We start from the raw sequence: 25,351 nt of genomic DNA on the forward strand, positions 1-25,351 counted from the left end.
GAGACAATATCTCCTCTTGGTTCATTTATCCTCAGCGGCATATTCTGGGCATGAGCGGCCGTCAGCAGCGTTCCGATCAGCATTCCGCCTACGAAAGCGCGGTGATGACAACTCGTGCGACTTTAGTCATGGTCTAGCTCCTTCCTGTCGTTTGTGTTGCGCGTTCTGACGAAACTCGAGTCGAAGAGGTTGCGGGTACCATTGCGAACCTCGGTGCCGGGCGGGATATAAATGACGTGGCGATTGATCCTGATGACGCGTTCTTCGTGGGGGCGCCTGACGGGATAGCCAACCCGCTCGACGGTGAAGCCGTACCTGTCGACCAGCGTGTCGACGTCGTAAACGCCGCGGAGATCGAGAAACACGCGCCGGTTCATTGTCGCGCCGAGCCGTTTGAAATCGAGATTTCGAAGACATTGCCAATCGGTCATCAAGACGATCGCATCGGCGTCCTCGGCGCATTCATACGGACTGCTGGAAAACGTCACATCGCGCAGCAGCGCGTGCGCATTCTTCATGCCCCTTGGATCGAAGGCGTGCACGTGCGCCCCTGCGCTCTGCAGCGCGTTGATGAGCGTCAACGACGGGGCGTTGCGCATATCGTCCGTCCCTGCCTTGAAGGTCAGGCCAAGCACAGCGATTTTCTTGGACTGCAGGGGTTCGCCCAACAGCGCACTCAGCCGGCGCCCCAGCGTGCGCTTGCGTGAGGTATTGGAAGCGATAGTTTCCTCGACCAGACGCAACGAAACGCCGCATTCCTGCGCTGTGCGCAGGAGCGCCACGGTGTCCTTCGGGAAACAGGAACCACCATAGCCGGGACCGGCCTTCAGGAACGCATCGCCGATGCGCTTGTCCAGACCCATTCCGAGCGCGATTTCATCGACATTGGCGCCGACCTTCTCGCAGAGGTCGGCCATTTCGTTGATGAAGGTGATCTTCATCGCGAGGAAGGCATTGGCGGCATATTTGGTGAGTTCGGCGCTGCGGCGCGTGGTCGCGATGATTGGTACGCCCGCGTCCGAGAGGGGTTGGTAGAGCGCACAAAGCAGCGCCCTTCCTCTGTCGCTGTCGCAGCCGATGAGAACCCGGTCGGGTTTGTCAAAATCGGCGATTGCCGAACCTTCGCGCAGGAATTCGGGATTTGACGCGACTTCGAATTCGATGTCGGTCCGAACGGACCGCATCCATGCTTCAAGTCTCTCGCTGGTGCCGACTGGCACGGTTGATTTGGTGACGATCAACGCGGGTCCGGACAACGCCAAAGCTGTCTGCCGGGCAGCCTTGAAAACATAGGACAGGTCCGCATCGCCATCACGATTGCTTGCCGGGGTACCGACAGCGATGAAGACGATGTCGGTCCCACGAACCGCGCTCTCGAGATCGATCGTGAACCGAAGACGTCCGGACTCGAGATTCGATGTCACCAGATTGGTGAGACCAGGCTCGTAGATCGCGACCTCGCCGCGGTTCAGCGCCTCGACCCGAGCCTTGTCTATATCGACGCAAACAACATGATGCCCCCAGGCGGCAAAGCACGTTCCGCTGACCAGGCCGACATACCCCGTTCCGATGATAGCAATTTTCATCTGGTTGTTTCCTTTAATTTTTTCCTTATGAAATTCCATGCCATTTGATCTTGAAACGCGTAATCTTGACCTGAGACCCCCCTTGGCCCGCCCCCGCGACGGAGAAGTGTGTTTCGGTGAACGTGATGATGTTTTGCCCGTATGCGACGGCTTCGAGACCGGGGATGCCGCGCGAATAGATGGCGTTGCCCGTCACGACCAGGCACATCGCCAAAGTTGCCGCCGTGGCCAGACCTCTCCTGGATGTCGAGATCGGCGGAAGGCTGTTTTCCCGGGCGTGGCCGATGATAATGACGGCCAGGACCGTGGAGTAGATGATCGAATTCACGATCGCGAAAAGGTAGTAGCCTCTGGCCGAGCCTGGATCGGAAACAAGCAATGCGGTTGTCGCGGAAGAAACCGACATCGCGATGTAAGGAATAAGCACCCGCAGCGGCGGGTAGGCGGCGATCTTGCCGTCCTTCGGCGTGATCCGGAAATCGACGAAGGAACCGGTGATCTGGTCCCGAGCCGCAAACAGCGACCCCGCAAGCGACCATGGCCAGCGCGCAAGCAGAAACACGGCCGATTCCCAGCCGAGAATCTTGGCGTCGTAGGGCCTGAACGTTCCGGTGGAGCGCCAATAGAAAGCCAACCCGATCAGCACGATCGACAGAGGCAGGATGTGCGCCAGGAAATCCGGATAGGCGACATTGACGAAGTTTCGGCCCGTTGCCAGCGCTATGATCGGCAAGAGGAACATGGCCGCCATGAAGACCGAGAACAGCGGATACCAGAGCTGCGAGAACAGGAACTGAAATTGCAGCTTACCTGAGAGGCTCGGCACATGGTCCTTGGAATAGCGAAGCAGGATCGTGACAAGGCTCCGCGACCACTGGAACTCCTGAATGGCAAGATCGGCGAAGGTGCGGGGACCTTCGCCGTGGGCAATCGCGTCGATGGCGTGAACGCCCTTCCACCCGCCTGCATTCATCAAGAGCGTGGTCGAGTGATCTTCCGCCAGTTCGGGGCCGAGGCCACCAATTTGTTTGAGTGCCGCCGTTCGCACGGCATAATGCGAACCAATACAAAGCGGGGCCCAGCCGTTATTGTAGCCGATCTGCAGGCAGCCGTGCATGCTGGCTTCCGCCTGAAGCCGTCCGCGTGCAGCCCAGCTTTCCGAAGCATTGGAATCGCAAATGCTTGGGGCCGACACGTAACCCACGGCTGGGTCCAAGAATGGCCGCATGATCTCGCGGAGGTATGTCACGTCCGGCACGTGGTCTGCATCGAACTGGCAGACAAAATCATACCGGGCGTAACCGTAATGATCGTAGAAATAGGCAAGGTTGCCTTCCTTGCACCGCGTGCGCCGCGGCCAGGTCTTGCGATGATACGCATCCACGCCCCGACGGGTCGAAATGAAGATACCGTGGCGCTCGCACCATGTGATCGTTTCGGGATCTGGCGCCTCATCCGCCAGCCAGACGTCGTAGTCATAGTCAATCTGGTCAAGCATTGCGTTGAGCGCCTTGCGAACAACCCCGAACGGTTCCGAAGGCGCCTTGGTAACGACCATTGCGATACGCCCCGGGACGCATTGCTTTGCGATCTGCCGTGCCTGTCTGCTGCCGCCAAACAGATAGATGAAGTAAGCCGGGAGCAGCGTTATCCACGCCATAATCAGTGTTAACGTTGCAAAGGGCATCACGGCGATGAAATGCTCGGGCCGGAACCACCATTGCCAGAACCAGACCAGTCCGGCGAGCCAGGTGAAAACACCCGCCAAATAGACAACGCGCCGCCCTCCAGCAAAGACGGGCACCAGCGCTTCGGGCCGTCTGCGCGCCGCAGCGCGCTGTCGTGCAGGTGCTGACCTCGCCTGGTCACGCGACAGCGTCATGCTTGACCTCCAGTCCGAAAGTCGGAGCAGCGGTTCGAATGATCGTTTCGATGTCCGAGAAACGGGGCGCGAAGTGCAATTCGGATGCGGCCACGTTGAGATCGGAGTATAGCGCCGGTGGATCACCCTCTCGCCGTGCTTCGCGACGAACGGGGATGCGGCGATGCGTCAGCCGTTCGATCGTATCGATAATCTGTTGCACGGAGGTGCCCTGACCGGAACCCACGTTGGCCATCATGCTTTTGCCGCCGGCGATCAGATGCCGGACCGCCGACACATGCGCTTGGGCGAGATCCGTCACGTGGACATAGTCGCGAATGCAAGTGCCGTCCGGCGTATCGTAGTCGTCGCCGAAGACGCTCAGCTCGGGGATTCTGCCTGCCGCGGCCATGAGGGCGCGGGGAATGAGATGGGTTTCCGGATCGTGTCGCTCGCGAAGTTCACCGTCGATATCGGCGCCGGCGGCATTGAAATAGCGGAGCGCGACGTAACGGATCTTATAGGCCGAAGCGTAGTCCTTCAGCATCATTTCGCCGATCAGCTTGGTGCGCCCGTAAGGATTTATCGGGGCCTGCGGACTACCCTCGGCAATCGGCAATTCTGTCGGGATTCCATAGGTGGCGCAGCTGCTCGAAAAGACGATATTCCGCAGCTTGATGTCCGCACATGTATCAAGCAACGAGAGGATGCCGGCGACATTGTTGTTATAATACTTGCGCGGATCGGCCATGGACTCGCCCACATATGCCGATGCGGCGAAATGGATGACGCAGACTGGCTGCCAGAGTTTGATGGCATGTTTCAACTGGTCCCGATCGCGCACGTCGCCGCGAACGAGCGGTCCCCATTTTACATTCTCCTTGGTCCCCGTTGTGAGATTGTCATAAGCGACAGGTGTGAAACCTGACTGATGCAAAAGCTTACAAGTATGGCTTCCAATATAACCAGCGCCGCCGGTGACGAGAACAGTCTCCACCTCACCACCTCTCAGTTGCTTACTGCCGCATGTCGCAGGACGCGGTCGAAATGGTCGATGGTCGAGAGAAGGCCATCGTCGATATCGACGTGCGGGTGCCAGCCAAGCTGTGTGGCCGCTCGACTGATATCCGGTCGGCGTCGCTGCGGGTCGTCAACGGCAGCAAGGAGATGGACGATCGGAGACTTCGAATTGGTGAGACGAATGATGCGCTCGGCCAGGTCGATCATGGTCATCTCGGCGGGGTTGCCGAGATTGATCGGTCCGGTCACGTCCGCAGATGTATTCAGAAATTTCAGGAAGCCGCCGATCAGATCGTCGACGTAGCAGAACGAACGGGTTTGAAGCCCGGATCCATAGATGCTTATGGGTTCATTGCGCAGTGCCTGGACGATGAAATTCGAAATGACACGCCCATCGTCGGGACGCATGCGCGGTCCATAGGTATTGAAAATCCGGGCGACTTTGATCTTGAGGCCAAAGAGGCGGTGAAAGTCGAAAAACTGGGTCTCCGCGCAGCGCTTTCCTTCGTCGTAGCAGGCTCGAGGCCCTGTTATGCTGACATTGCCGAGGTAATCTTCGCGCTGTGGCGACACCAGCGGATTGCCATACACCTCCGAGGTCGATGCTTGGACGATGGTCGCATCGCGGCGGCGGGCAAGCTCCAGCAGGTTTCGGGCTCCGACAATATTGGTGAAGAGCGTGCCGACAGGGTCGGCCTGATAGGCAGGAGGCGATGCCGGACTTGCAAAATTGAAGATCGCATCGACCTTGACGTTGAGCGTCGACCGGACGTCGTGCCGCCTGAACGCGAAGTTCGGCAGGTCGAACAGGTGCTTGATGTTTTCGAAGCGTCCCGTTGAAAGGTCATCGACGCAGATGACGTCGTGGTCTGTCGCCAGCAGCAAATCACACAGATGCGAGCCAAGAAAACCTGCGCCCCCCGCGACAAGTATTTTCTTGAGTTTTTTACTCCTGTTACTAGGAAATTGTAGAATATTTTCAGTAATACCCTTTTTCGATTTGCTTGTTCGCGCCATGTCTCAGCCTCCCGCATGACCACACAAAACTAGATGTCGAACGCAGATCTCCCCCAGAATTTCATGGGCGCAGAAACGCCGAATCACGGAATACTCCGGGGAGAGTGCGAGATTTGGACGGGTTCTGCCGCTTATGCGGAGAAAATATCAGATCGAAGGGCGCGATCCGATTAAGTAAAAAATGGTTACCTATACATTAACATGATTATGCACATGAATGTGACAGAAGTCAAAGAGGATTTGTGGGCTTCTTAAATGTTGAAAAATCAAACGTTTTCAGTATCGAAATGAGACATGGAATATAAACCATCCTGAAATCTCTACTTGCAAGCGGATAATAATACTTGTCATGCAGCGGCACGTGCGTCGGGTGTCGAGAAGTATTGGGTCTGCAGAGAGTCCCGAAACGCTCGGGAATTTCTAATGAAAGGGGTTGCGAATATACGTTTGTTCTGTCTATAGGGGTGTGTGCTGTGCCAAATCTAGGCATTTGAGCGGATTCGGTACAGTGATTGAAATTTCTTCACTCTGTTAGTCGATCTTCTATTTGAGGATTTGCTAATAAAGCTCTTGTTAACGATACGATGAGATACTGAAACCGAGACAGGGGCCGGTGATTCGCGGGGCAAGGATGTATTCGAAAAACGTTGGGGCAAACGAGGCGTCTGCAAGGGCGCAATTTCGTAGAATTTCATGCGCAATCGCAGTCGGTCTGGTTTCCTTGCTCGCATCTTGTTCTTTCGAGCGGGCATCCCTCGACGTCGTCTCCGCCGCTCCGTATCAAGCTCCCAAGAAAGGAGCGGTTCAGAGCGTGGCTGCCGCGGAGGTCCGTGAAAAGCGGGCAAAAATTGCTTCCGTGAAAAGCGTTCCATACGTTTCGGGTTTGAAAGCGGACACCCGTTTGATCGCCTATGGCCGGGGTCCGTATATCTGCTCGCCGAGCGGTTTCGGCCGCACCTCCCGCTGCGTGCCCCGCTGGAGTTTCGACTGACTTCCAGGTGAATGCCTGCAATCATGCCGACGTGGCGCTACAGGACCCATTCCGGGAGCCAGACCTACAAGCAAGGCTGGTACGCGGAGATTTTCAATTCGCCGGACTATAAAAAGCAGTTCCCGCTGTTGGAGACGATCCTGTTCTTCAATGACAGGGAGCCTTACCGCTGGCCTTTGGGATACGGCTCACCGGACTGGCGCTTTGATCCTAAAACCCTTGCGTCGCTCGTTCCGCGTTAGAAGATGATTGCGTGGGGGCGACAACCCTTTTCATGCGGCTCCCTCGATAAAACGCGGTTGGCGGCGCAAGCCGGTAAATCAGCATGGTGTCGTCATCGATGACACGCTTGGCCGTCTTGTCGAGATGCGCGATGAGGCCCGTATTGTATTCGAGAAGCTTGCGCCCCTTCGAGTCGCGTGCATTTTTCGCGACACCGAACCACGCCGCGTCTTTCGCCCGCAGCGTCTCCAACATGTCGATCGCCTCGCCGTCGTCCGGAAGGACCGACCAGTCGTTCATCCCGCCGCCTGGCGGGAAAACCCAGCCCCGGCGTCGGCTATAATAGATCGCGATCGGATCGCCGATCGTGGCTGATGCCGCAATCACCAGATCGCCCGGCTTGCTGAGAGAGCTCAACTGCACCCCAAGCTTATGGCCGGATTGGGCGTAGGGGGTCTTCATGAGCTGGAGCCCGGGAATGCTGCCGCCAACGATCACCACACCCACAATGGCTGCCAATCGCAGCCAGCGCGATCGCGAGCCCGAGTGGCGGCCGTCAATGGCAGTCAATAGGATAAGCCCCCGGCCCGCCAGCACAGCCACCGGCACGCTGAAGATATGGAAGTTCCACGGATTCGTTTTGATCTCGCGCGCGGCGAAGAAATAGATCAAAACGGCGCCGGCCAGCCAGACATGGAAAAACCACGGGGCCTTGCGGCGCGCAGGCTCGGCCATGCCCGGCGGCATGACCAGCAGCGCTACGCCGGCGAGCATCACGACGGGCAGGGTAAAGAGCCAGTTGCTGGCGATCTTCCATGCGGCGGGAAGGTAAAAAGCTTGGCTGAAGAATTTGGACAGCCCGTCGTCCCATAGATAGCCGCTGCCAGCGACATGATAGGGCGGATAATTCGTGCCCACATAGAGCGCCCACCGGTAGTAGGCGAGGATCAGCGCGCCGGCGATCAGCGCGACCGGCACGATCTGCAGGATGCGGCGCGGGTTGAGCCTGCCTCTCACCTCAAGAATGGAAAATGTCGCATAGGTCATTGGAGCGACCACGGCGATGCCGGGCAGCTTCGCCAGCACGCCCAATGTCGTAATCACGCCCGAGAGCACCAGAAGACCGTGGCGGTCTTCCTGCAGATAGACGACATAGAGCCAGGCACCGGTGATGACCAGGGACAGCATCGCAGGGTCGGGAAGAAACGACTGGTCGATGAAAACCGCGCCGGGCATGATCGCCAGCATCAAGGCACCGGCGTGAGCGTGCGCCGTGTCCCACACGCGATTGATCAACCGATGCAGTGCAAAGACGCCCCAGAGGCCGAAGGCAATCGCGACAAGGCGCCCCAGCCAGTCATGCCAGCCGAACACGGTGTAGAGCAGGGCGGTGATATAGGAGATTATCTGAAGTTCGCGACCCTGATAGGCGGGGCCCGGCCCGGTCCAACTGACCTGCGGAAAGAAGATGTTCCAGCTGCGCGTCATGAAATTGTCGGCCATCATGGCCGTACTTGCTTGTCGCCAGCTAAAAGCATCTATCAAGGGCTGCTGCACATCGTAGAGACGAAACAGGGCGGCAAGCACCAGTATGCCGGCCAGAACTGCGGAATTGCGCTGCCCGATACCGGATTCCGGCATTATGTCCTCCTCCTCCTCCGGCAAACCACGGTGGGGACTATAGTACGGATGCGTAACGCTATAGTTACTCCGTGAAAATGCAGACATTATCAGGGTTTGTTTTGATCGGCGATGAACTTTCCGGGTGACGAGGGCCGGGCGTTTCGTGCAGCGATGAGTATTGCAGAGTGATGTCCGTTTAATTTGAGGGACAAAGCTCGGTGAATGGCGGACTTTGGACATCCGCGGTTTTCGAAATCTGGCATCCGCAAATCGGCTGGATGCGTTTCAACATCTATGCGGGCGAAAGCGAGCCAGGCTGGATGACGTGAAACGGGAGCGGCATGGCGTCGCTCAGACTTGAGGGCAAGCCGTTCAGGCTGATTTTGAAGCTCTCAGCGAATATCGAGCAGCCGTTCCAGATATTGCCGCTCTGTCTCCGGCGAGGAATTCGTGCCGAGACGGCGGCGGATTTCCTCCAGGATTTCCCGCGCGCGCTGGGTATCGATTTCGTCGGGCACCTTGACCTGGTCGCCGAAATCCGGCCCGGCATTCTGCTGCCGGCGACCGAGCGGATCGCGGCCGTTCTGGCCATATTGCGGAATGCCCTGACCCTGTCCGGGGCCCTGACCCTGGCTCTGCATCTGCTGCATCATGTCCTGCGCGCCGTCGCGCAAGGCCTGCAGGGCCCGGCCCTGGCTGCCGACGGCCTGTTCGCCCTGTCCCTTGCCGAGCTGGTCGGCGGCCCCTTTCATCTCGCGGCCTGCCTCGCCGAAACCCTTGCCGGGCTTGATGCCCATGCCTTCGAGGCCCTTCTGCAATTCGCCAAGTTGTTTACCGAGCTGTTCCTGCTGCGCCTGCAGATTCTTCAGGGCCTGCTTCAGCTCCTCGGCCGTCATATTGTCGAGCGGGCCTGGCTCTGCGTTCTCGTCCGGCTGCTGGCCGGGTTGCTGCGGCATGTCCTGATTGAACAGCTCCTGATCCTCGCCGTCGAGCGGATCGCCGCGCTGCATGCGGTCACGCAGCGCCTGGTCGAACTTGAAGGTCTCGTCCATCAGCTTCTGTTGTTGCTGCATCAGTTGGCCGAGCTTGTCCATCTGCTCGCGCATCTCGCTGTTTTGCTGGCCCTGCTGTTGCTGCATGCGGCCGGCCTGGAGATTGTTCATCATCCGCTGCATTTCAGACAGCAGCTGGCGCGCCTGATCCTTGGCGCCGGATTTTGCGAGGTTCTCGATCTGGTCCATCATCTTTTCCAGATCCTGCTGGCGCAGCATGTTGTTCTGGTCGGGATTGGCAGCCATGCGCGGGTTCTTGGCAGCCTGTCTGGCGAGCGCCTCCATATAGTCCTGCATCGCCTCGCGCAGTTCCTGCATCAGCTTGGCGATTTCCTCGTCGGAAGCGTTGCGCTCCAGAGCTTCAGACAGCTTCTGCTGGGCATCGCGCAGCCGCTTGTCGGCCAGCGCCATGTCGCCGTCCTCGATGCCGAGCGCGATTTCCCAGAGATGGCTGGCGGCGTCACGGGCCATGTCGTCGTTGCGCACCAGGGCCATGCGGGTGCGCGCCGACTGCAACAGCAGGAAATGGGTGAGGTTCGGGATCGTCTCGTCCGGCCGGATCATCAGCGCATCGTTGAGGTCGATCGAACGCGGCAGCTGGTTGGCATCAAGCGAGAACACCTGGCGCTGCTCGGCCACGGCGCCGGCCAGCGGCTCGAAGAACTGGCGGGCGGGCAGGATCATGTCCTGCGGCACGCTGCGGCCTTCCTGTCCTGCCGCGTCCCGGGCAACGAGCGTAACGCGGACGCGCTTTCCGGAGAGCGGATGTTCGCTGAGATTGCGGCTCGTCAGCCCCTTGGCCTCGCGGGCATTGCGCTTGGGCAGGTCGAGACGATATTCCGGCAGCGGATAAAGCGGATGGGCCCCGGCCTCGGGCTTGTCCAGCGGTCTGATCTCAGCCCAGGCGTCCTGAATGCCGTAATCGTCCCTGGCGGCAAAGCCGATTTCGAGCGCGGCATTCACCGTGGGGCGGGGAATACCGTCGAAGGCGATATCCGGCACGCTGTCGGGGATCACCGTGAAGGCCCATGTTTCGTCACCGACAGCGAGCGTGCCGTCCTTGGTGATCTTCAGTAGATGGGTTTCTCCGCCGGGTTTGGCCGGATTTGCGGCAACAGTTTCGGCGGCAGTTTTCTGCCCTTCGGTCGGCTTCGCCTCCTGCGCCGCCACGACCAGCGGCTCGGCCGCACCGTCTTCGTGATAGGTCACCGGCGTGGTGCCGCCGCCGCTGGTGATACGCACGGTCAGTTCGCTGAACTGCGGGATGCGAAGTGGCTCGGTGCTGCTGGCGGTCTGTTCGCTTCCCTCGCGGCCGGTGAGGAAAACCGGCGCGCGGCCGGTATAGGCGGGCGGCGTCACCCAGGCATCGATGCGCACATCCGGCTTCTGTTCGATCTGTTGCGGCGGGTGTAAGGCATCGGAAATCAGGCCGGCCTGGTTCGAATAAGAATAGGCAAAGGCAACGCAGGCGATCAGCACGGGAAGCGCGCGCAGGCCGTAATTATCGCTTCGGGCAATATCAGGCCGCGGCAGGCCGGTTTCCAGCGCGCCGATCATCCGTGCCATGCGTGCCTGGTGTTCCTGCCACAGCGCCTGGCCGAAGGCGCCGCTGGTGGCCGGCTGGTCGTCCTGAACGCGGATCGCCTGGTGCGCAAGGTTGTTGCGCTCTTCGAGCATTCGGTCCGCGTCGGTGTTGCCAGGAATGCGAAGACGCAGCAGCGGGATCAGCAGGGCGACAAAGGCGGCTGCAAAGGCGAAAAGGACAGTGGCATGCAGCCAGCCCGGCGCAACGCGGAAGAAGCCGAACCAGGCAGTCGAGAGAAACAGAAGCACGGTCGCAAGCAGCGGCAGCGCGCGGGGTGCCACTCGTTCGGCGACGAGAACGAGGCGAGCAAGCGTCCGCTTGACCACGAGGCTTCGCATGAAGCCCGCCGCCCCCGTCGAGACATCCCGCCGGATTTTCGTCATCCGTTCCCTTTCAGCGTTCGAAACGTGCTGCGAAGGATAACACTCTTTGTGGCGAAGACGAGGGCGATAGCGCGATCGTGATCGATTTCCGCCGCCTGCGGCCGCCGCTATCAACAACGGCGGACCGCGAACCGGCGGCTCGCGTCAGTCGAGCCAGTCTGGCACGGAGTCGAGCCCGATCAGGTCCTCGTAGCTGGTGCGCTGCCGAATCACATGGAATCGGTCGCCCTTGACCAGCACTTCAGGCACCAGCAGGCGGCTGTTATAGGTGCCCGCCTGCACCGCGCCATAGGCGCCTGCCGTGCCGACAGCGATCAAATCGCCGGGCTTCGGCATGGCCATTTCGCGGTCGAGCGCCAGATAGTCGCCGGTCTCGCAGACTGGGCCGACCACATCGGCCTTGATGCGCGGCGCATTGGCCGCGGAAATCCGCACCGGCCGGATTTCGTGATAGGCTTCATACAGCGTCGGGCGGATCAGGTCGTTCATGGCGCCATCGACGATGATGAAGGTCTTTTCACCGCCATCCTTCACGTAGATGACCTCGGTCACCAGAATGCCGGCATTGCCGACGATCAGCCGGCCCGGCTCGGTGACGATCTTGCAATTGAGATTGCGCAGCTGGTCCTTGACGATGTTGGCATAGGCGTCGGGCAGGGGAGGCGGATTGTTGTCTTCCTTGTAGGGCACGCCAAGCCCGCCGCCGACATCGACGTGATCGATCGTATGGCCATCGGCGCGCAGTGTATCCACCAGTTCGCGCAGCAGCTTGAAGGCGTCCTCGAACGGCTGCAGCTCGGTGATCTGGCTGCCGATATGCATGTCGATGCCGGTCACCTTGATGCCGGGCAGTGTCGCGGCATGGGCGTAGACGGCGCGGGCGCGCTCCCACGAGATGCCGAACTTGTTTTCCTTCTTGCCGGTCGAAATCTTCGCATGCGTCTTCGCATCGACGTCCGGATTGATGCGGAAGGAGACATGCGCCTGCTTGCCGAGCCTGACGGCACGAGCGTTGAGGATTTCGAGCTCAGGCTCGGATTCGACGTTGAAGCAGTAGATGCCGGCCTCAAGCGCTAGGTCCATCTCGCCTGACGTCTTGCCGACGCCGGAGAACATGATGCGGCTTGCCGGAATGCCGGCCGCCAGCGCGCGGCGCAGCTCGCCGCCGGAAACCACGTCGACACCAGCGCCGAGCCGGCCGAGCGTCTTCAGGACCGCCTGGTTGGAATTGGCCTTCATCGCATAGCAGACCATCGCGTCGATATCGGCAAAGGCCTTGGAAAAGACCGAATAGTGCCGTTCGAGCGTCGCGGTGGAATAGCAATAGAACGGCGTGCCGACTGCCTTGGCGATGTCGATGACGGAGACGTCTTCCGCAAAAAGAATGCCGTCGCGATATTCAAAATGGTTCAAGGGAGTGCCCTGTTAAAGGAGAGGGTCGAGGAGGAAGGGCTTGTCTTGCGCTTCATCCTTCTTTTCGACGGTGCCCGGTGCTGCCTTGGTGTTGATCGGCGCGGTCGAACCCGGGCGATCGAGGTCGCCCTTGCGGCCGCAGCCGGACAGGGTCAGGCCGGCGATGGCGAGCGCTGCAAGCAGATAAGTGGTTTTTCGCAGATGCATTGATTTCTTCCAAGCCGGGCGCTTTGACCAATCTTACAAATTTGTCGAAACTCATATCGAGTTTTCAGGGCATTGTGCACCCTGAATCTTGTCCTCAGTTGCGCGCCCGCCACCAGGCGATCTGCTTCCTCACTTCGCTCGGTGCCGTGCCGCCAAAGGAAGTGCGGCTGGCGACCGAGGCTTCGACCGTCAGCACGTCGAATACCTTGTCGGTGATATCCGCATGGATCGCCTGCAGGTCTTCCAGCGAAAGCTCGGCAAGCTCGCACGCTTTCTGTTCGGCAAGCGCGACGGCGCGGCCGGTGACATGGTGGGCATCACGGAAGGGCAGGCCTGCCTCGCGCACCAGCCAGTCGGCAAGGTCGGTCGCGGTGGAATAGCCGGATCCGGCTGCAGCCTTCATACGGTCGGCGCGAACGTCCAAGTCGCACACCATGCCGGTCATCGCGGCAATGGCGAGTTCCAGGCTCTCGGCCGAATCGAAGACCTGTTCCTTGTCTTCCTGCATATCCTTGGAATAGGCGAGCGGCAGGCCCTTCATGACCGTCAGAAGCGCTACCAGCGAGCCGTTGATGCGGCCGGTCTTGGCGCGCACCAGTTCGGCCGCATCCGGGTTCTTCTTCTGCGGCATGATCGACGAGCCGGTGGAGAAGGCATCCGACAGGCGCACGAAGCCGAACTGCGGCGTCGACCAGATGACGATCTCTTCAGCCAGCCGCGACAGGTGCACGGCGCAGATCGAGGCGATCGACAGGAACTCCAGCGCGAAATCGCGGTCGGAGACCGTGTCGATCGAGTTGCGGGTCGGCTCGCGAAAGCCGAGCGCCTTGGCCGTCATATGGCGGTCGATCGGAAAGCCGGTGCCGGCAAGCGCTGCCGCACCGATCGGACTTTCATCCATGTGCTCGATGGCGTGTCGCACGCGCGAGCGGTCGCGGCCGAACATCTCGACATAGGCCATGCAGTGATGACCGAAGGTGACGGGCTGCGCAGTCTGCAGATGCGTGAAGCCGGGCATCACCGTTTCGGCATGCTCTTCGGCTCGATCAAGGAAGGCGGCAATCAGGTCCGTCAGCATCTTCTCGCACTTCTGCAACTCTTCCTTCACCCAGAGGCGGAAATCGAGCGCCACCTGGTCGTTGCGCGAGCGGGCGGTGTGCAGGCGTCCCGCTGCCGGGCCGATGAGCGTGGCAAGCCGGGCCTCGACGTTCATATGGATGTCTTCGAGCCGCCGGGAGAATTCAAACTGGCCGCTTTCGATCTCTGACAAGATCGTGTCGAGACCGTGAACGATCTTGTCTTTATCCTCGGTGGAAATGATGCCTTGATGCGCAAGCATGGTCGCATGCGCTATTGAGCCGCGGATATCCTGGGCGAAAAGCTTCTTGTCGAAGCCGATCGAGGCATTTATCTCCTCCATGATCGCTGCAGGCCCTTGCGCGAAGCGCCCGCCCCACATCTGGTTGGAGCTTTTGGTTTCGGAAGTGCCGTCGCCCATGAAGAATGCCCGCCCTGGAGAATGACCCGTTTTGGAAAATGAAGTGACAGACCGGAAGAAACGCCTCCCTGCCGCCAGACTGGTGGTGATCGCCGCCCTTATCGGGCTGATCGCCGGTGCGGCAGCGGTATACGTCAGGGAAAGCGGGTCTGGCAATGGTGCGGCGGTGGAAACCGCCGATGCAAAGGCTTGCGAGGCGGCAAAAGATCGGGTCGCGGCGATCACACCGTTCCTGAAAGGCCAGGTCGCGGCCATGGCGCCGGTCAGCGAGCCGCGCCCGATTGCCGGATTGAGCTTCAAGGACAAGGACGGCAAGGACCTGACGCTCGCCGATTTTGCCGGCAAGACCGTTCTCCTCAACCTCTGGGCTACCTGGTGCGTGCCCTGCCGCGAGGAAATGCCGGCGCTGGATGCCTTGCAGAAGTCAGAAGGCAGCGACAAATTCGAAGTCGTGGCCGTCAACATCGATATTGGCGATGATGAGAAGCCGAAGGCCTTCCTGAACGAGACCGGCGTGCGCGAACTCGGCTACTATCGGGACGCCTCGATGGGCGTGTTCAACGCGCTGAAAAAGGAAGGCCTCGCCTTCGGCCTGCCGGTCACGCTGCTGATGGATGAAAAGGGCTGCCTGATTGCATCGATGAACGGGCCTGCCGCCTGGGACAGCGACGACGCCAAGGCGCTGGTGAAGGCCGCTTTCGCAGCGACGCCTTCAGGCGCTCTTTAACAGCGAACCGCGTCCATCCGCCTGTTCGCGCGCGGCGGCCTCCTTTGCCGCCATGGCAAGGATCGTTGTTGCGGGCACGGGCCGGGAATAGACATACCCCTGCCCTTCGCGGATTCCGAGCTGCAGCAGGGCAGCGATCTGCTCCTCCGTCTCGACGCCTTCGGCGACCACGGTCATGCCGAATTTCTCCGCGAGTGCGGCCAGCATTTCGACCAACTCCGACGACTTGCGATCAAGCGTGATGCCATCGACGAAGAACTTGTCGATCTTGAGATAGTTGGCGCCGAGCGCATGGATCGCGGAAAGGCCGTTGTGGCCGGTGCCTGCGTCATCGATGGCAACCCGCATGCCGGCGTCGATGAGTTTCTCCGTCACGGAGGCGGCCTTGTCCTTGTCTGCGATGACCTGCCGTTCGGTGACCTCCACCACAAGCGAACGCAGGGGAAGCCTGAATCTCGTCGCCTGCGCGGCGAGATTGTCGACGAAGCCCTCCGCCAGATATTGATCCGGCGTAACGTTGAAACTCAGTTTGAGATGGCTCTGCGTCTGCAGCAGTTCGCCGAGTTGCGCTCCGGCTTGCTTCAGCAGTTCGGTCGTGAGCCTGTCGATGCGACCATTGCTTTCGGCCAGTGGAATGAAGGCCAGCGGCGGGATCACCGCGCCGTCGGGCTTGATCCAGCGCGCCAGCATTTCGAAACCCAGAAGTTTTCGGCTTTCAAGGTCGAAAATCGGCTGGAAATACGGCTTTATCTCGCCATTGGTCAAAGCTATGTCGAGTTCATCGAGGATGGAGGTGCTGCGGAACATGCCGCGCGCGGCAAGGACTCCGAAGCCGAGGCCAAGAGCTGCGACGATCGCGATCGTCTGCGGCGACAGCGACTGGTTCCAATGCGCAAGGGCGGCGGAATCGACCTTTAGGCTGATCCCGATGGGATAATGGACCGATTTCTCCTCGAAAGTGGTGAGTTCGATGTCATCGGTGTTCCATTTTCTCTCCGGACTATAGCTCGCGAATGACGTTCCATCCGGCAAGCTGAGGTCCATCAGCGCGCTGTTGCGCAATTCGACCGGCAGGATTGCAAAGAGCAGCCCGCTGGTCGCGAGTACTTCAATGATGTTTTCTTCCGACCCGTATTGCCAGCGCACCCCCAGTCCCTTCCAGCCCGGGAAACGAAGGGAGAAGAGCGAATAGCCGGGGCTCTTGGTGCGGTTGTGCCGCGCCGTCGCGATCGATTGTTCGAGCGCCTCGTTCCTTTCCTCGTAACTCCAGCAGGCGCCGCTTTTCGTTTCCAGCCGCATGTTCTTCATGATGCTGGAGCCGTAGAACGCTTTTGTCATCGCCATTCGATCGACTGAGGCACAGGTTGTGCCGCGGTTGACGATGACGTCGCTCATTTTCATGACGGCGGAATCGATCGCCAGTTCCGTGCGCGCGAGGGTGTCGCTCGTAAGCTGACGCAACTGCTTCTCGTTCCAGGACGCGATGAAGACCGTATGGGCAAAAGAAAGGCCGCCGACGAAGAGGCCGGTAAAACACAGCACGAAAGCTGCGAATCGTAATTTGCGTTGCACTGTCATGGCCCGAACCGTTGCTGAGGCAGGACGGTGGGCGAAACAGGTTAAGATCGGTTGAACTTTTCTACCGCTGATTTAGCCGTCTGTTCCCGGTTCAGCGCGTCGGAACCGGTGTATCGCCGCGATAATCATAGAAGCCGCGGCCGGATTTACGGCCGAGCCAGCCGGCTTCGACATATTTGACCAGAAGCGGGCAGGGGCGGTATTTGGAATCCGCCAGGCCATCATGCAGCACCTGCATGATCGACAGGCAGGTATCGAGGCCGATGAAATCGGCAAGCTGCAGCGGTCCCATCGGGTGGTTGGCGCCGAGCTTCATCGCCGTATCGATGGCGTCGACGCTGCCGACGCCTTCATAGAGCGTGTAGATCGCCTCGTTGATCATCGGCAGGAGAATGCGGTTGACGATGAAGGCCGGGAAATCCTCGGCAACCGTGATCGTCTTGTCGAGCGCCGTGACGAACTGCTTGGCGCTCGTAAAGGTTTCTTCGTCGGTCGCGATGCCCCGCACCAGTTCAACCAGCTTCATCACGGGAACCGGGTTCATGAAGTGGATGCCCATGAAGCGTTCCGGCCGGTCGGTCGCCGACGCAAGCCGGGTGATCGACAGGGAGGAGGTGTTGGTGGCAAGGATCGCATCGGCCTTGAGAACCGGACAGACCTGGCCATAGATCTTGCGCTTGATGCTTTCGTCCTCGGTGGCCGCTTCGACGACAAGGTCGGCCTGCGAGAGATCGTTGATGTCTGCGGATCCCTTGATCAGCGACAGCGCTTTCTTGCGCTCCTCGTCGGTCAGTTTGCCGGAGGAAACCTGGCGCGCCATGTTGCCGTTGATGGTTGCAAGGCCGGCTTCGACACGGTCAGGCGAGATGTCGTAGATGTGCACCTTGTAACCGGCCGCAGCCGATACCTGGGCAATGCCGCAGCCCATCTGTCCAGCGCCAACAATTCCGACATTCTTGATCATCGAGCCGATTTTCCATCCTCAGTACGAAAGCGCGATCGCGCTTCCGTTTCAAGCAACGAGCAATGAAACGCTCCAAGCGAGCGTTCCGGCTGCAAGTGATAAAGGCAATGCGCCCATTTTTCCAGCCTTTATTCGCAGGTGCAGCGAGCGAAAACCGGCCTGCTCGATATCTGCAAAACGAAAAACGGCCGCGCGGGATGGCGCGGCCGTCAATCTTGTTTTTTCAAGGACTCAAAGCGCCTTTTCGAGCTCCGGCAGGATATCGAACAGATCACCGACAAGGCCGTAGTCGGCGACCTGGAAGATCGGGGCTTCTTCGTCCTTGTTGATGGCGACGATGACTTTCGAGTCCTTCATGCCGGCCAGGTGCTGGATGGCACCGGAGATGCCGACCGCGATGTAGAGCTGCGGTGCGACCACCTTGCCGGTCTGGCCGACCTGCCAGTCGTTCGGGGCGTAGCCGGCATCGACGGCCGCGCGGCTCGCACCGACGGCGGCACCGAGCTTGTCGGCGACCGGCAGGATGACCTGCTGGAACTTCTCCGCCGAGCCGAGCGCCCGGCCGCCGGAGATGATGATCCTGGCCGAGGTCAGTTCCGGCCGGTCCGACGAGGACAGCGCATCCTTGACGAAGCTGGAGAGGCCCGGATTGGCGGCAGCCGCGATCGTTTCCACCGAGGCAGAACCACCTTCACCGGCCGACGCGAAGGAGGCGGTGCGCACGGTGATCACCTTCTTGGCCTCGCTCGTCTGCACCGTCTGGATGGCGTTGCCGGCATAGATCGGCCGCTTGAACGTGTCGGCCGAGACGACCTCGGTGATTTCCGAGATCTGGGCGATGTCGAGCAGGGCGGCGATGCGCGGCAGGACGTTCTTGCCGACCGAGGTGGCGGCCGAGAGGATGGTGTCGTAGCTGCCGGCGAGCGAGACGATCAGCGCTGCGAGCGGCTCGGCGAGGTTGTTGGCAAGGCTTGCGTCATCGGCAAGCAGCACCTTCGACACGCCGGAGAGTTTTGCCGCCTGTTCGGCGGCAGCCTTGGCGCCCGCGCCGGCGACCAGCACATGCACGTCGCCGCCGATCTTTGCGGCAGCCGTCAGCGCCTTGGCGGTCTGGTCGGACAGGGTCTGGTTGTCGTGATCTGCCAGAAGAAGAATGGCCATGATGTTAGTCTCCTTTTCCTGGACCTTTAAAGCACGCCGGCTTCGTTTTTCAGCTTGTCGACCAGTTCGGCGACCGTCTTGACCTTGATGCCGGCCTTGCGGCCCGACGGTTCCTCGGTCTTCAGGACCTTGAGGCGGGCGGTCGTGTCGACGCCGAAATCGGCCGGTGTCTTCTTGTCGAGCGGCTTCTTCTTCGCCTTCATGATGTTCGGCAGCGAGGCGTAGCGCGGCTCGTTCAATCTGAGGTCGGTGGTCACCACGGCCGGCAGCGTGATTTCGATCGTCTGCAGACCGCCGTCGACTTCGCGGGTGACCTGCGCCTTGCCGTCGGTAATCTCGACCTTCGAGGCAAACGTCCCCTGCGCCCAGCCGAGCAGCGCCGACAGCATCTGGCCGGTCTGGTTCGAATCGTCGTCGATCGCCTGCTTGCCGACGATGATCAGGCCCGGCTGTTCGGCTTGCGCAACACCCTTGATGATCTTGGCGACCGCCAGCGGCTCGACGGCATCGTCGGTCTCGACGAGGATCGCCCGGTCGGCGCCCATCGCCAGCGCCGTGCGCAGCGTTTCCTCGGCCTTGGCCGGACCGACGGACACCACAACCACTTCCGAGGCCTTGCCGGCTTCCTTCAGCCTGAGCGCCTCTTCGACCGAGATCTCGTCGAACGGGTTCATCGACATCTTCACATTGGCAAGCTCGACACCGGAACCATCCGGCTTGACGCGGATCTTCACGTTGTAGTCGACGACCCGTTTGACGGTGACCAGAACTTTCATAGTGTCCTTCCTTACAAGACGTTTGCCGAGAAAATGCGCTTTAACGCAGCTGCCTGATTGTCGGTTGGCGACATCGATACGCGTTTTTTCTCCAATTACAATCTTTGCCCCTCCGGTGGCCAAAAGAATGCGAGGTGAAAAATACTTACGTTTACGTGCGCGTCAATATTAAATCGTGACCGAACGGCGAGCGTTTGCGGCCATTTTTCCGGAGAAAACGCCCTGAACGTCGCTAATATATTGTTTTTGATCGATATCTTTGAGTTGGCTGTAGCTTGCTCCCGAACCAATCAGGACGGTCTTCCCCAAGGCGTCGGCTTTCTCGTGTTTTCGGCGGCAACGGGAGATGGGGTGACGGGCGTTGCCTCGACATGCCGGACGGCGCGCGGCGTGACGATCGTGCGGTCGAACAACGGCACGTCCCGGCGTCGCAAAATGACAACCAGAACGAGCCCGGCAACGATGCCGCCTACATGCGCGCCCCAGGAGACGCCGCTCTCGGGATCTGCCACGAGCATGAAGAACTGCTGTCCGATCCAGAACGCCAGCGGAATGAAGGCGGGAAGGGGAAGCGGGATGCGAAAGAGCACCAGCACCCAGACCCGGACCTTGGGGTGCAGCAGGAAATAGGCGGCGACGACACCGGAGATCGCACCCGACGCGCCGATCAGTGGCGCTTCGGAGGCGGTGTTGGTTAGGCCGTGCGTCAGGGCCCCGGCGGCGGCGCACAAGAGGTAGAAGACCAGATAGCGGATATGTCCCAGTGCATCCTCGACATTATCGCCGAATACCCAGAGGAACAGCATGTTGCCGGCCAGATGCCAGACGTCGCCGTGCAGGAACGCATAGGTGACGTAAGTGGCCTCGTCCGGCACCAGCACGAGATCAGGCGTGAGTTGCGCATAGTCGAAGGCGATGGCGGGAATGTAGCCCAGGCCCATGACGGTGGCGTTGGAAAAGGTTTCCGGCACCAGCAGCGGCCCGGTGAACAGCCAGATGACCACATTGATGATGATCAGGCTAATCGTGACATACTGGACCTTGATGTGCTTCAGGGAATTCGCGTCGTGCAGCGGTATGAACATGAGATCCCCTGAAAAACCGGTCGCGTGGCGAGACTACCTGTTTTTTCCCGGAACCCAAAGCACATCCGACTTGCCCTTGCCGTTCGTCCAGCGCGCCGCGACGAAGAGGAAATCGGAGAGCCGGTTGACATAGGCGAGCGCCTCGCGACTGACGGTCTCGCCCTCGATGCGCGCCAGTTCGACCATCTGCCGTTCGGCTCGCCGCGCGACCGTGCGGGCGATATGCAAGGCCGCAGCCGCGCCGCTGCCGCCGGGCAGTACGAAGGAGCGAAGCGGGTCGAGGTCGGCGTTCAGTGCGTCGATCTCGGTTTCGAGCCGGGTCACCTGTGCTGCGATGATGCGCAGCGGCTCGTAAGGCAGCGTCTCGCCCGTATCCGGTGTCGAGAGGTCGGCGCCGAGGTCGAACAGGTCGTTCTGGATGCGCATCAGCATCGCATCGAGCGCCGCGAGTTCTGCGGTATGCTGGCGCGCCAGTCCGATGAAGGAATTGGCCTCGTCGATCGTGCCAAAGGCTTCGACGCGCAGATCACTCTTCAGGCGGCGGGGGCCGGTGGCGAGACCCGTCGTGCCGTCGTCGCCGGTCCTCGTGTAGATCTTGTTGAGCTTCACCATCGGTTAGAGCCTCTTTCCTACAATCATATGCATTCTGTTGGTTCAAAACGGCCGTTCCACGCGAAGGATGGCGTAGAGCGATGCGGCTCCATCGGTCAAGCCATCTGACAAAGTGGACGGCCGTTTTCAACCAACCCTTTAGGGCCGGATGCTTTTTGACCAGGATTGCGATTTCCGTCTCGACCGTACTTTCCGGTACGCTCTTCGACGGAAATCACAATCGTGGTCAAAAATCCTTCAGGCAGAATGCGTATGATTGTAGGAAAGAGGCTCTAACGGCCGCCGCCGGTGAACCACAGCGTCAGCATGATCAGGACGATCGCCACCGCCTGCAGGAACACGCGGGCCTGCATCAGCTTGTTGGATGTGTTGCCGTCGCCGCCCCTGACCATGTTCAGGAGGCCGCGGATGAGAACGATGGCGACAAGGCCCATGACGAGCAACGTCAAACCGGTCATAAAACTGTTCATCTGAATTACCTCCCTCTTTCCCGTCAGCCGAGACGGCCGATGATGCGATAGAACAGGCCGGCCGGAAGCAGTTTCTTCAGAAACGCGCCCTGTTTGGCCGGCTGCGTCACGATGTAATGCGGCTTCGGCTTCTTCGCCGTCAATGCGCGTTTCAGCGCAGCATAGACCGCATCGGGCTCCAGCTTGCCTCTGGCAGGTGCGCTCTCGCCCTTCAGTCGCCGCATCTGCCGTTCATATTCCTTGGCATGCACCGAGCCCTTCATATCGATGAAGCGCTCGACATAAGTGATCGCATTGGCGGTGAAGCGCGATGCGATCGGTCCGGGCTCGATCAGGCTCACCTCGATGCCGCTTCCTGCAAGTTCCATGCGCATTGTCAGCGTCAGGCCTTCGAGCGCGAATTTCGAGGCATTGTAGGCGCCCCGCCACCTGTACGGCACGATGCCGAGAATGGATGAGCACTGTACGATGCGACCGTGACCCTGCGCCCGCATTGCCGGGATGACCTGCCGCGTCAGATCGTGCCAGCCGATGACGTTGGTTTCCAGTTGCAGGCGCAAGGCTTCCGTCGGCAGGTCCTCGACCGCGCCAGCCTGCCCGTAGGCGCCGTTGTTGAACAGCGCGTCCAGCCTGCCGCCAGTCCGGGCAAACACCTGTTCCACAAGAGAATATATGGTGTCTGGTTTGGTATAATCCATAAGGAAGGCTTCGATGCCGTCGTTTTCCAACGGCCCGAGATCCTCGACCCGCCGGACGGTCGCAAACACCCGCCAGCCGTCCTTGGCCAGTGCCCGGGCGCACCAGGCGCCGATGCCGGAGGAGCAGCCGGTGACGATTATCGAGGGACGGTCGGTCATTCTGGTCAGTTCCTGTAGAAATTACCGCCCGGTCTCCCATATTCATGAACGGGTTACAATCAGAGAACCGCTGGAATAATTGGAGAGAGAATGCCGGCCTTCATTCGCATAGCCTGGAAGGTCATCTTCGATGCGGTCTGGCATTTCAGCGAGGATGACGGCTGGGCGATGGCGAGCCATGTCGCGCTTTCCACCCTGCTTGCGATTTTTCCCTTCCTGATCTTCGGCACGGCGCTCGGCAGCTTTCTCGGCGCCGACCAGTTCGCCACCACCGCCGTGCATTTCATCTTCGACACCTGGCCGGAATCGATCGCAAAACCGATTTCCGGCGAGGTGGTTCGGGTGCTGACCATTCCGCGCGGCGGTTTGCTCACCATTTCCGTGCTCGCCGCCGCCTATTTCGCCTCCAACGGCGTCGAGGCGCTCAGGGTCTCGCTCAACCGCGCCTACCGCGTCGCCGAAAGCAGGCCCTGGTACAGGACGCGCGTGGCGAGCCTCGGTTTCGTGCTTGTCGGCGTGCTGGTGCTGGCGATCGTCAGCGTCCTGCTGGTCGCCGTGCCGCTCGCCATCCGCTATGCCGGAACCTACCTGCCATGGTTCAACACTCTTCTGGCGCTGCTCGACAGCTGGAGCCTTGCCGGCGTCTTCGTCATGCTGACGACGGGGCTGATCGTCAGCCATCTGTGGCTGCCCGATGGACACCGGAAAATCCTCGACGTGCTGCCGGGCATCATCCTGACGCTGATCGCCTGGTCGATCGGCGCCTATATCTTTGCCTCCTACCTTGCCACCTTTGCCAACTACGTCTCGACCTATGCCGGGCTCGCCTCGATCATGATCGCCCTGGTCTTTCTCTATATCGTCGGCGTCATCTTCATCATCGGCGCGGAGATCAACGCGGCGATCCTGAAATACAAGGTCAAGCGCATGGTGATGCGCAGCTTCAGGGGGGCGAAGGAGGGAGAGGGTCAGACTGCGGAAAACCGCAAGGAAAATATCCTATAGGATCATCGCCCGGACATCGTCCGGTGTTTTTCCCGCCTCACGGAAAGCCGCAATCCCCGTGTCCCTGTTGCTCTTCGACAGTTTTCGCCCGTCCGGCCCGGGGATGAGGCGGTGGTGATGGTAGACGGGCTCTGGAAGGTCCAGCAATCGCTGCAGCAGCCGATGCACCGCGGTCGCATGATAGAGATCGGATCCGCGCACCACATGCGTCACCCCCTGCAGCGCATCGTCCATCGTCACTGCGAGATGGTAACTCGAGGGCGCATCGGAGCGCGACAGGACGACATCACCCCAGGCAGCCGGATCGGCGGTAATCTGTCCCGTTTCGCCGTTCGGCCCCGCGCCGGTTTCCTGCCATGTCAGCGGCGCGTCCAGCTCCGCGATCGCCTTGTCCATGTCGAGCCGCCACGCATGCGGCTTGCCTCCGGCAAGCATCCGCTGGCGGCCGGCGGCTGATAGCTTGCGCTCCTCACCGGGATAAAGCGGTGCGCCGTCCGGATCGCGCGGCCAGGCCTTGCCCTTCGCCTCGAATTCGGCAACTGCGGTCTTGATCGCGCCACGTGTCAGGAACGCGGGATAGACCAGGTCCCGGTCGATCAGCCGACCGAGTGCCTGCCGGTAGAGATCGAGATGCTCGGACTGCCGGCGGACTGGTGTTTCCCACGACAATCCGAGCCAGCCGAGATCGTCGTAAATGCCGGCTTCGAATTCCGGCGTGCAGCGGGTAATATCGATGTCCTCGATCCGTAGCAGGAAGCGTCCATCCGCCGCCCTCGCCATGTCATGATTGAGAATGGCCGACAATGCGTGACCGAGGTGAAGCTGGCCGTTCGGGCTTGGCGCGAATCGAAAGACCGGTTGTTTTGACAAAGGCGCGTTCATGCTTACTTCTTGCCATGGAAGAGCGCGCCGGGCCATTCGTTTCGCTCCTGTCGTGGAGGCGAATCGAGTGAACGCCCGTTTTGCGTTGGAGGATTGGAGATGCGGATCATCCGCACGCACGAGGATATCGCCGCCGGGTTGCACGGGCTGGTGATGCTCGATGCGCGGCTGGAGCCGGTGGTTGCCAAGGCCGGACCGGTGCCGCTGCGCCGCGCCGATCCCGGTTATCGCGGCATCGCCAATATCATCGTCTCCCAAATGGTCTCCAAAGCCAGCGCCGCGGCGATCTGGCGGCGCATGGAAGAGAAGCTGGGCGACATCTCGGCCGAGGCCGTTCTTGCCGCGTCCGACGAGGATTGCCGCGAGCTCGGACTGTCGCGCGCCAAGGCCGAGGCTCTGCGCGCCGTGGCAAGGGCCGTCACCCTCAAGGAACTCGATCTTGCGGCGATCTGCGAGATCGAAGGCCGCGCCGCCATCCGCGAAATGACCTCGATCAAGGGTGTCGGCCGCTGGACGGCCGAAGTCTATCTCTTGTTCTGTGCCGGTCATCCCGACGTCTTCCCGGTCGGCGACGTGGCGCTGCAGAACGCCGTCGGCCATGCGCTGACGCTGGAGGTCAGGCCCTCGGCGCGGGAACTTGATTCGCTGACGGCGCTCTGGGCTCCGTGGCGCAGCGTCGCCGCCCGGCTTTTCTGGGCGTATTATGCCACCGAAATGCGCCGGGACGGCCTGCCCGTGGCGCCGTAAGGCAAAAAGCGAATCTTTTGTTTCCTTTT

At 60.4% G+C, this 25,351-nt stretch carries 21 protein-coding genes; 3 read left to right on the forward strand and 18 right to left on the reverse strand.

Features of this window, described 5'->3' with window-relative positions:
- Positions 1-122 precede the first annotated feature (122 nt).
- The 9 genes from ACSQ3F_RS10570 to argH form a co-directional block, all read right to left on the reverse strand.
- A complete protein-coding gene (locus ACSQ3F_RS10570) occupies positions 123-1,586 on the reverse strand; it encodes a UDP-glucose dehydrogenase family protein (protein WP_436100164.1) in 1,464 nt (487 codons plus the stop codon).
- A 25-nt stretch (positions 1,587-1,611) separates the two neighbouring features.
- Positions 1,612-3,468, reverse strand: a complete 1,857-nt coding sequence (locus ACSQ3F_RS10575; RefSeq protein WP_436100165.1) for a glycosyltransferase family 2 protein — start codon at positions 3,466-3,468, stop codon at positions 1,612-1,614.
- Positions 3,452-4,444: a UDP-glucose 4-epimerase GalE gene (gene galE, locus ACSQ3F_RS10580; protein ID WP_436100166.1), complete on the reverse strand. Its 993-nt coding sequence runs from the start codon at positions 4,442-4,444 to the stop codon at positions 3,452-3,454. Before galE ends, ACSQ3F_RS10575 begins: the two co-directional genes overlap by 17 nt.
- 11 nt (positions 4,445-4,455) lie before the next feature.
- Positions 4,456-5,484 (reverse strand): UDP-glucuronic acid decarboxylase family protein, encoded by a 1,029-nt coding sequence (locus ACSQ3F_RS10585; protein ID WP_436100167.1) that lies wholly within the window; start codon positions 5,482-5,484, stop codon positions 4,456-4,458.
- A gap of 1,201 nt (positions 5,485-6,685) precedes the next feature.
- Positions 6,686-8,338 carry an ArnT family glycosyltransferase gene (locus tag ACSQ3F_RS10590; protein WP_436100168.1) on the reverse strand — a complete coding sequence of 551 codons (1,653 nt, stop codon included), beginning with the start codon at positions 8,336-8,338 and terminating at the stop codon, positions 6,686-6,688.
- A gap of 374 nt (positions 8,339-8,712) precedes the next feature.
- Positions 8,713-11,340 (reverse strand): TIGR02302 family protein, encoded by a 2,628-nt coding sequence (locus ACSQ3F_RS10595; protein WP_436100169.1) that lies wholly within the window; start codon positions 11,338-11,340, stop codon positions 8,713-8,715.
- Between the two features lie 144 nt (positions 11,341-11,484).
- Complete coding sequence (gene lysA, locus ACSQ3F_RS10600) at positions 11,485-12,753, reverse strand: diaminopimelate decarboxylase (RefSeq protein WP_436100170.1); 1,269 nt, start codon at positions 12,751-12,753, stop codon at positions 11,485-11,487.
- Positions 12,754-12,765: 12 nt separating this feature from the next.
- Positions 12,766-12,960 (reverse strand): LPS translocon maturation chaperone LptM, encoded by a 195-nt coding sequence (gene lptM / locus ACSQ3F_RS10605; protein ID WP_436100171.1) that lies wholly within the window; start codon positions 12,958-12,960, stop codon positions 12,766-12,768.
- A gap of 94 nt (positions 12,961-13,054) precedes the next feature.
- On the reverse strand, positions 13,055-14,458 hold the full coding sequence (gene argH, locus ACSQ3F_RS10610; RefSeq protein ID WP_436100172.1) for an argininosuccinate lyase: 1,404 nt from the start codon (positions 14,456-14,458) through the stop codon (positions 13,055-13,057).
- A 43-nt stretch (positions 14,459-14,501) separates the two neighbouring features.
- Here argH and tlpA point away from each other — a divergent pair, with 43 nt between their 5' ends.
- Positions 14,502-15,185 carry a thiol:disulfide interchange protein TlpA gene (gene tlpA, locus ACSQ3F_RS10615; RefSeq protein ID WP_436100173.1) on the forward strand — a complete coding sequence of 228 codons (684 nt, stop codon included), beginning with the start codon at positions 14,502-14,504 and terminating at the stop codon, positions 15,183-15,185.
- Here the strand turns inward: tlpA and ACSQ3F_RS10620 are convergent.
- The 8 genes from ACSQ3F_RS10620 to ACSQ3F_RS10655 form a co-directional block, all read right to left on the reverse strand.
- A complete protein-coding gene (locus tag ACSQ3F_RS10620) occupies positions 15,171-16,763 on the reverse strand; it encodes an EAL domain-containing protein (protein WP_436100174.1) in 1,593 nt (530 codons plus the stop codon). The two genes, tlpA and ACSQ3F_RS10620, sit on opposite strands and share 15 nt — an antisense overlap.
- A 91-nt stretch (positions 16,764-16,854) precedes the next feature.
- Positions 16,855-17,727, reverse strand: coding sequence for a 3-hydroxybutyryl-CoA dehydrogenase (locus ACSQ3F_RS10625; RefSeq protein WP_436100175.1), 873 nt, complete (start codon positions 17,725-17,727; stop codon positions 16,855-16,857).
- A 231-nt stretch (positions 17,728-17,958) separates the two neighbouring features.
- On the reverse strand, positions 17,959-18,888 hold the full coding sequence (locus tag ACSQ3F_RS10630) for an electron transfer flavoprotein subunit alpha/FixB family protein (protein WP_436100176.1): 930 nt from the start codon (positions 18,886-18,888) through the stop codon (positions 17,959-17,961).
- A gap of 26 nt (positions 18,889-18,914) precedes the next feature.
- The gene (locus ACSQ3F_RS10635) at positions 18,915-19,664 is read right to left on the reverse strand and encodes an electron transfer flavoprotein subunit beta/FixA family protein (RefSeq protein ID WP_436100177.1); all 750 of its coding nucleotides are present in this window, start codon (positions 19,662-19,664) and stop codon (positions 18,915-18,917) included.
- A gap of 290 nt (positions 19,665-19,954) precedes the next feature.
- Positions 19,955-20,749 carry a rhomboid family intramembrane serine protease gene (locus ACSQ3F_RS10640; protein ID WP_436100178.1) on the reverse strand — a complete coding sequence of 265 codons (795 nt, stop codon included), beginning with the start codon at positions 20,747-20,749 and terminating at the stop codon, positions 19,955-19,957.
- A 33-nt stretch (positions 20,750-20,782) separates the two neighbouring features.
- Positions 20,783-21,361, reverse strand: coding sequence for a cob(I)yrinic acid a,c-diamide adenosyltransferase (locus ACSQ3F_RS10645; RefSeq protein ID WP_436100179.1), 579 nt, complete (start codon positions 21,359-21,361; stop codon positions 20,783-20,785).
- A gap of 272 nt (positions 21,362-21,633) precedes the next feature.
- Positions 21,634-21,831, reverse strand: coding sequence for a twin transmembrane helix small protein (locus tag ACSQ3F_RS10650; RefSeq protein WP_436100180.1), 198 nt, complete (start codon positions 21,829-21,831; stop codon positions 21,634-21,636).
- A gap of 23 nt (positions 21,832-21,854) precedes the next feature.
- Complete coding sequence (locus tag ACSQ3F_RS10655; RefSeq protein ID WP_436100181.1) at positions 21,855-22,688, reverse strand: SDR family oxidoreductase; 834 nt, start codon at positions 22,686-22,688, stop codon at positions 21,855-21,857.
- Positions 22,689-22,778: 90 nt separating this feature from the next.
- Between ACSQ3F_RS10655 and ACSQ3F_RS10660 the strand changes: the two genes are divergently transcribed.
- Positions 22,779-23,693: a YihY/virulence factor BrkB family protein gene (locus ACSQ3F_RS10660; protein WP_436100182.1), complete on the forward strand. Its 915-nt coding sequence runs from the start codon at positions 22,779-22,781 to the stop codon at positions 23,691-23,693.
- Here the strand turns inward: ACSQ3F_RS10660 and gluQRS are convergent.
- The gene (gluQRS, locus tag ACSQ3F_RS10665) at positions 23,688-24,575 is read right to left on the reverse strand and encodes a tRNA glutamyl-Q(34) synthetase GluQRS (protein WP_436100183.1); all 888 of its coding nucleotides are present in this window, start codon (positions 24,573-24,575) and stop codon (positions 23,688-23,690) included. The two genes, ACSQ3F_RS10660 and gluQRS, sit on opposite strands and share 6 nt — an antisense overlap.
- Before the next feature lie 99 nt (positions 24,576-24,674).
- Between gluQRS and ACSQ3F_RS10670 the strand changes: the two genes are divergently transcribed.
- Positions 24,675-25,322, forward strand: a complete 648-nt coding sequence (locus ACSQ3F_RS10670) for a DNA-3-methyladenine glycosylase family protein (RefSeq protein WP_436100184.1) — start codon at positions 24,675-24,677, stop codon at positions 25,320-25,322.
- Positions 25,323-25,351 lie beyond the last annotated feature (29 nt).

It is taken from the genome of Pararhizobium sp. LjRoot238 (assembly GCF_964252955.1).
Taxonomy (GTDB): Bacteria; Pseudomonadota; Alphaproteobacteria; order Rhizobiales; family Rhizobiaceae; genus Pararhizobium.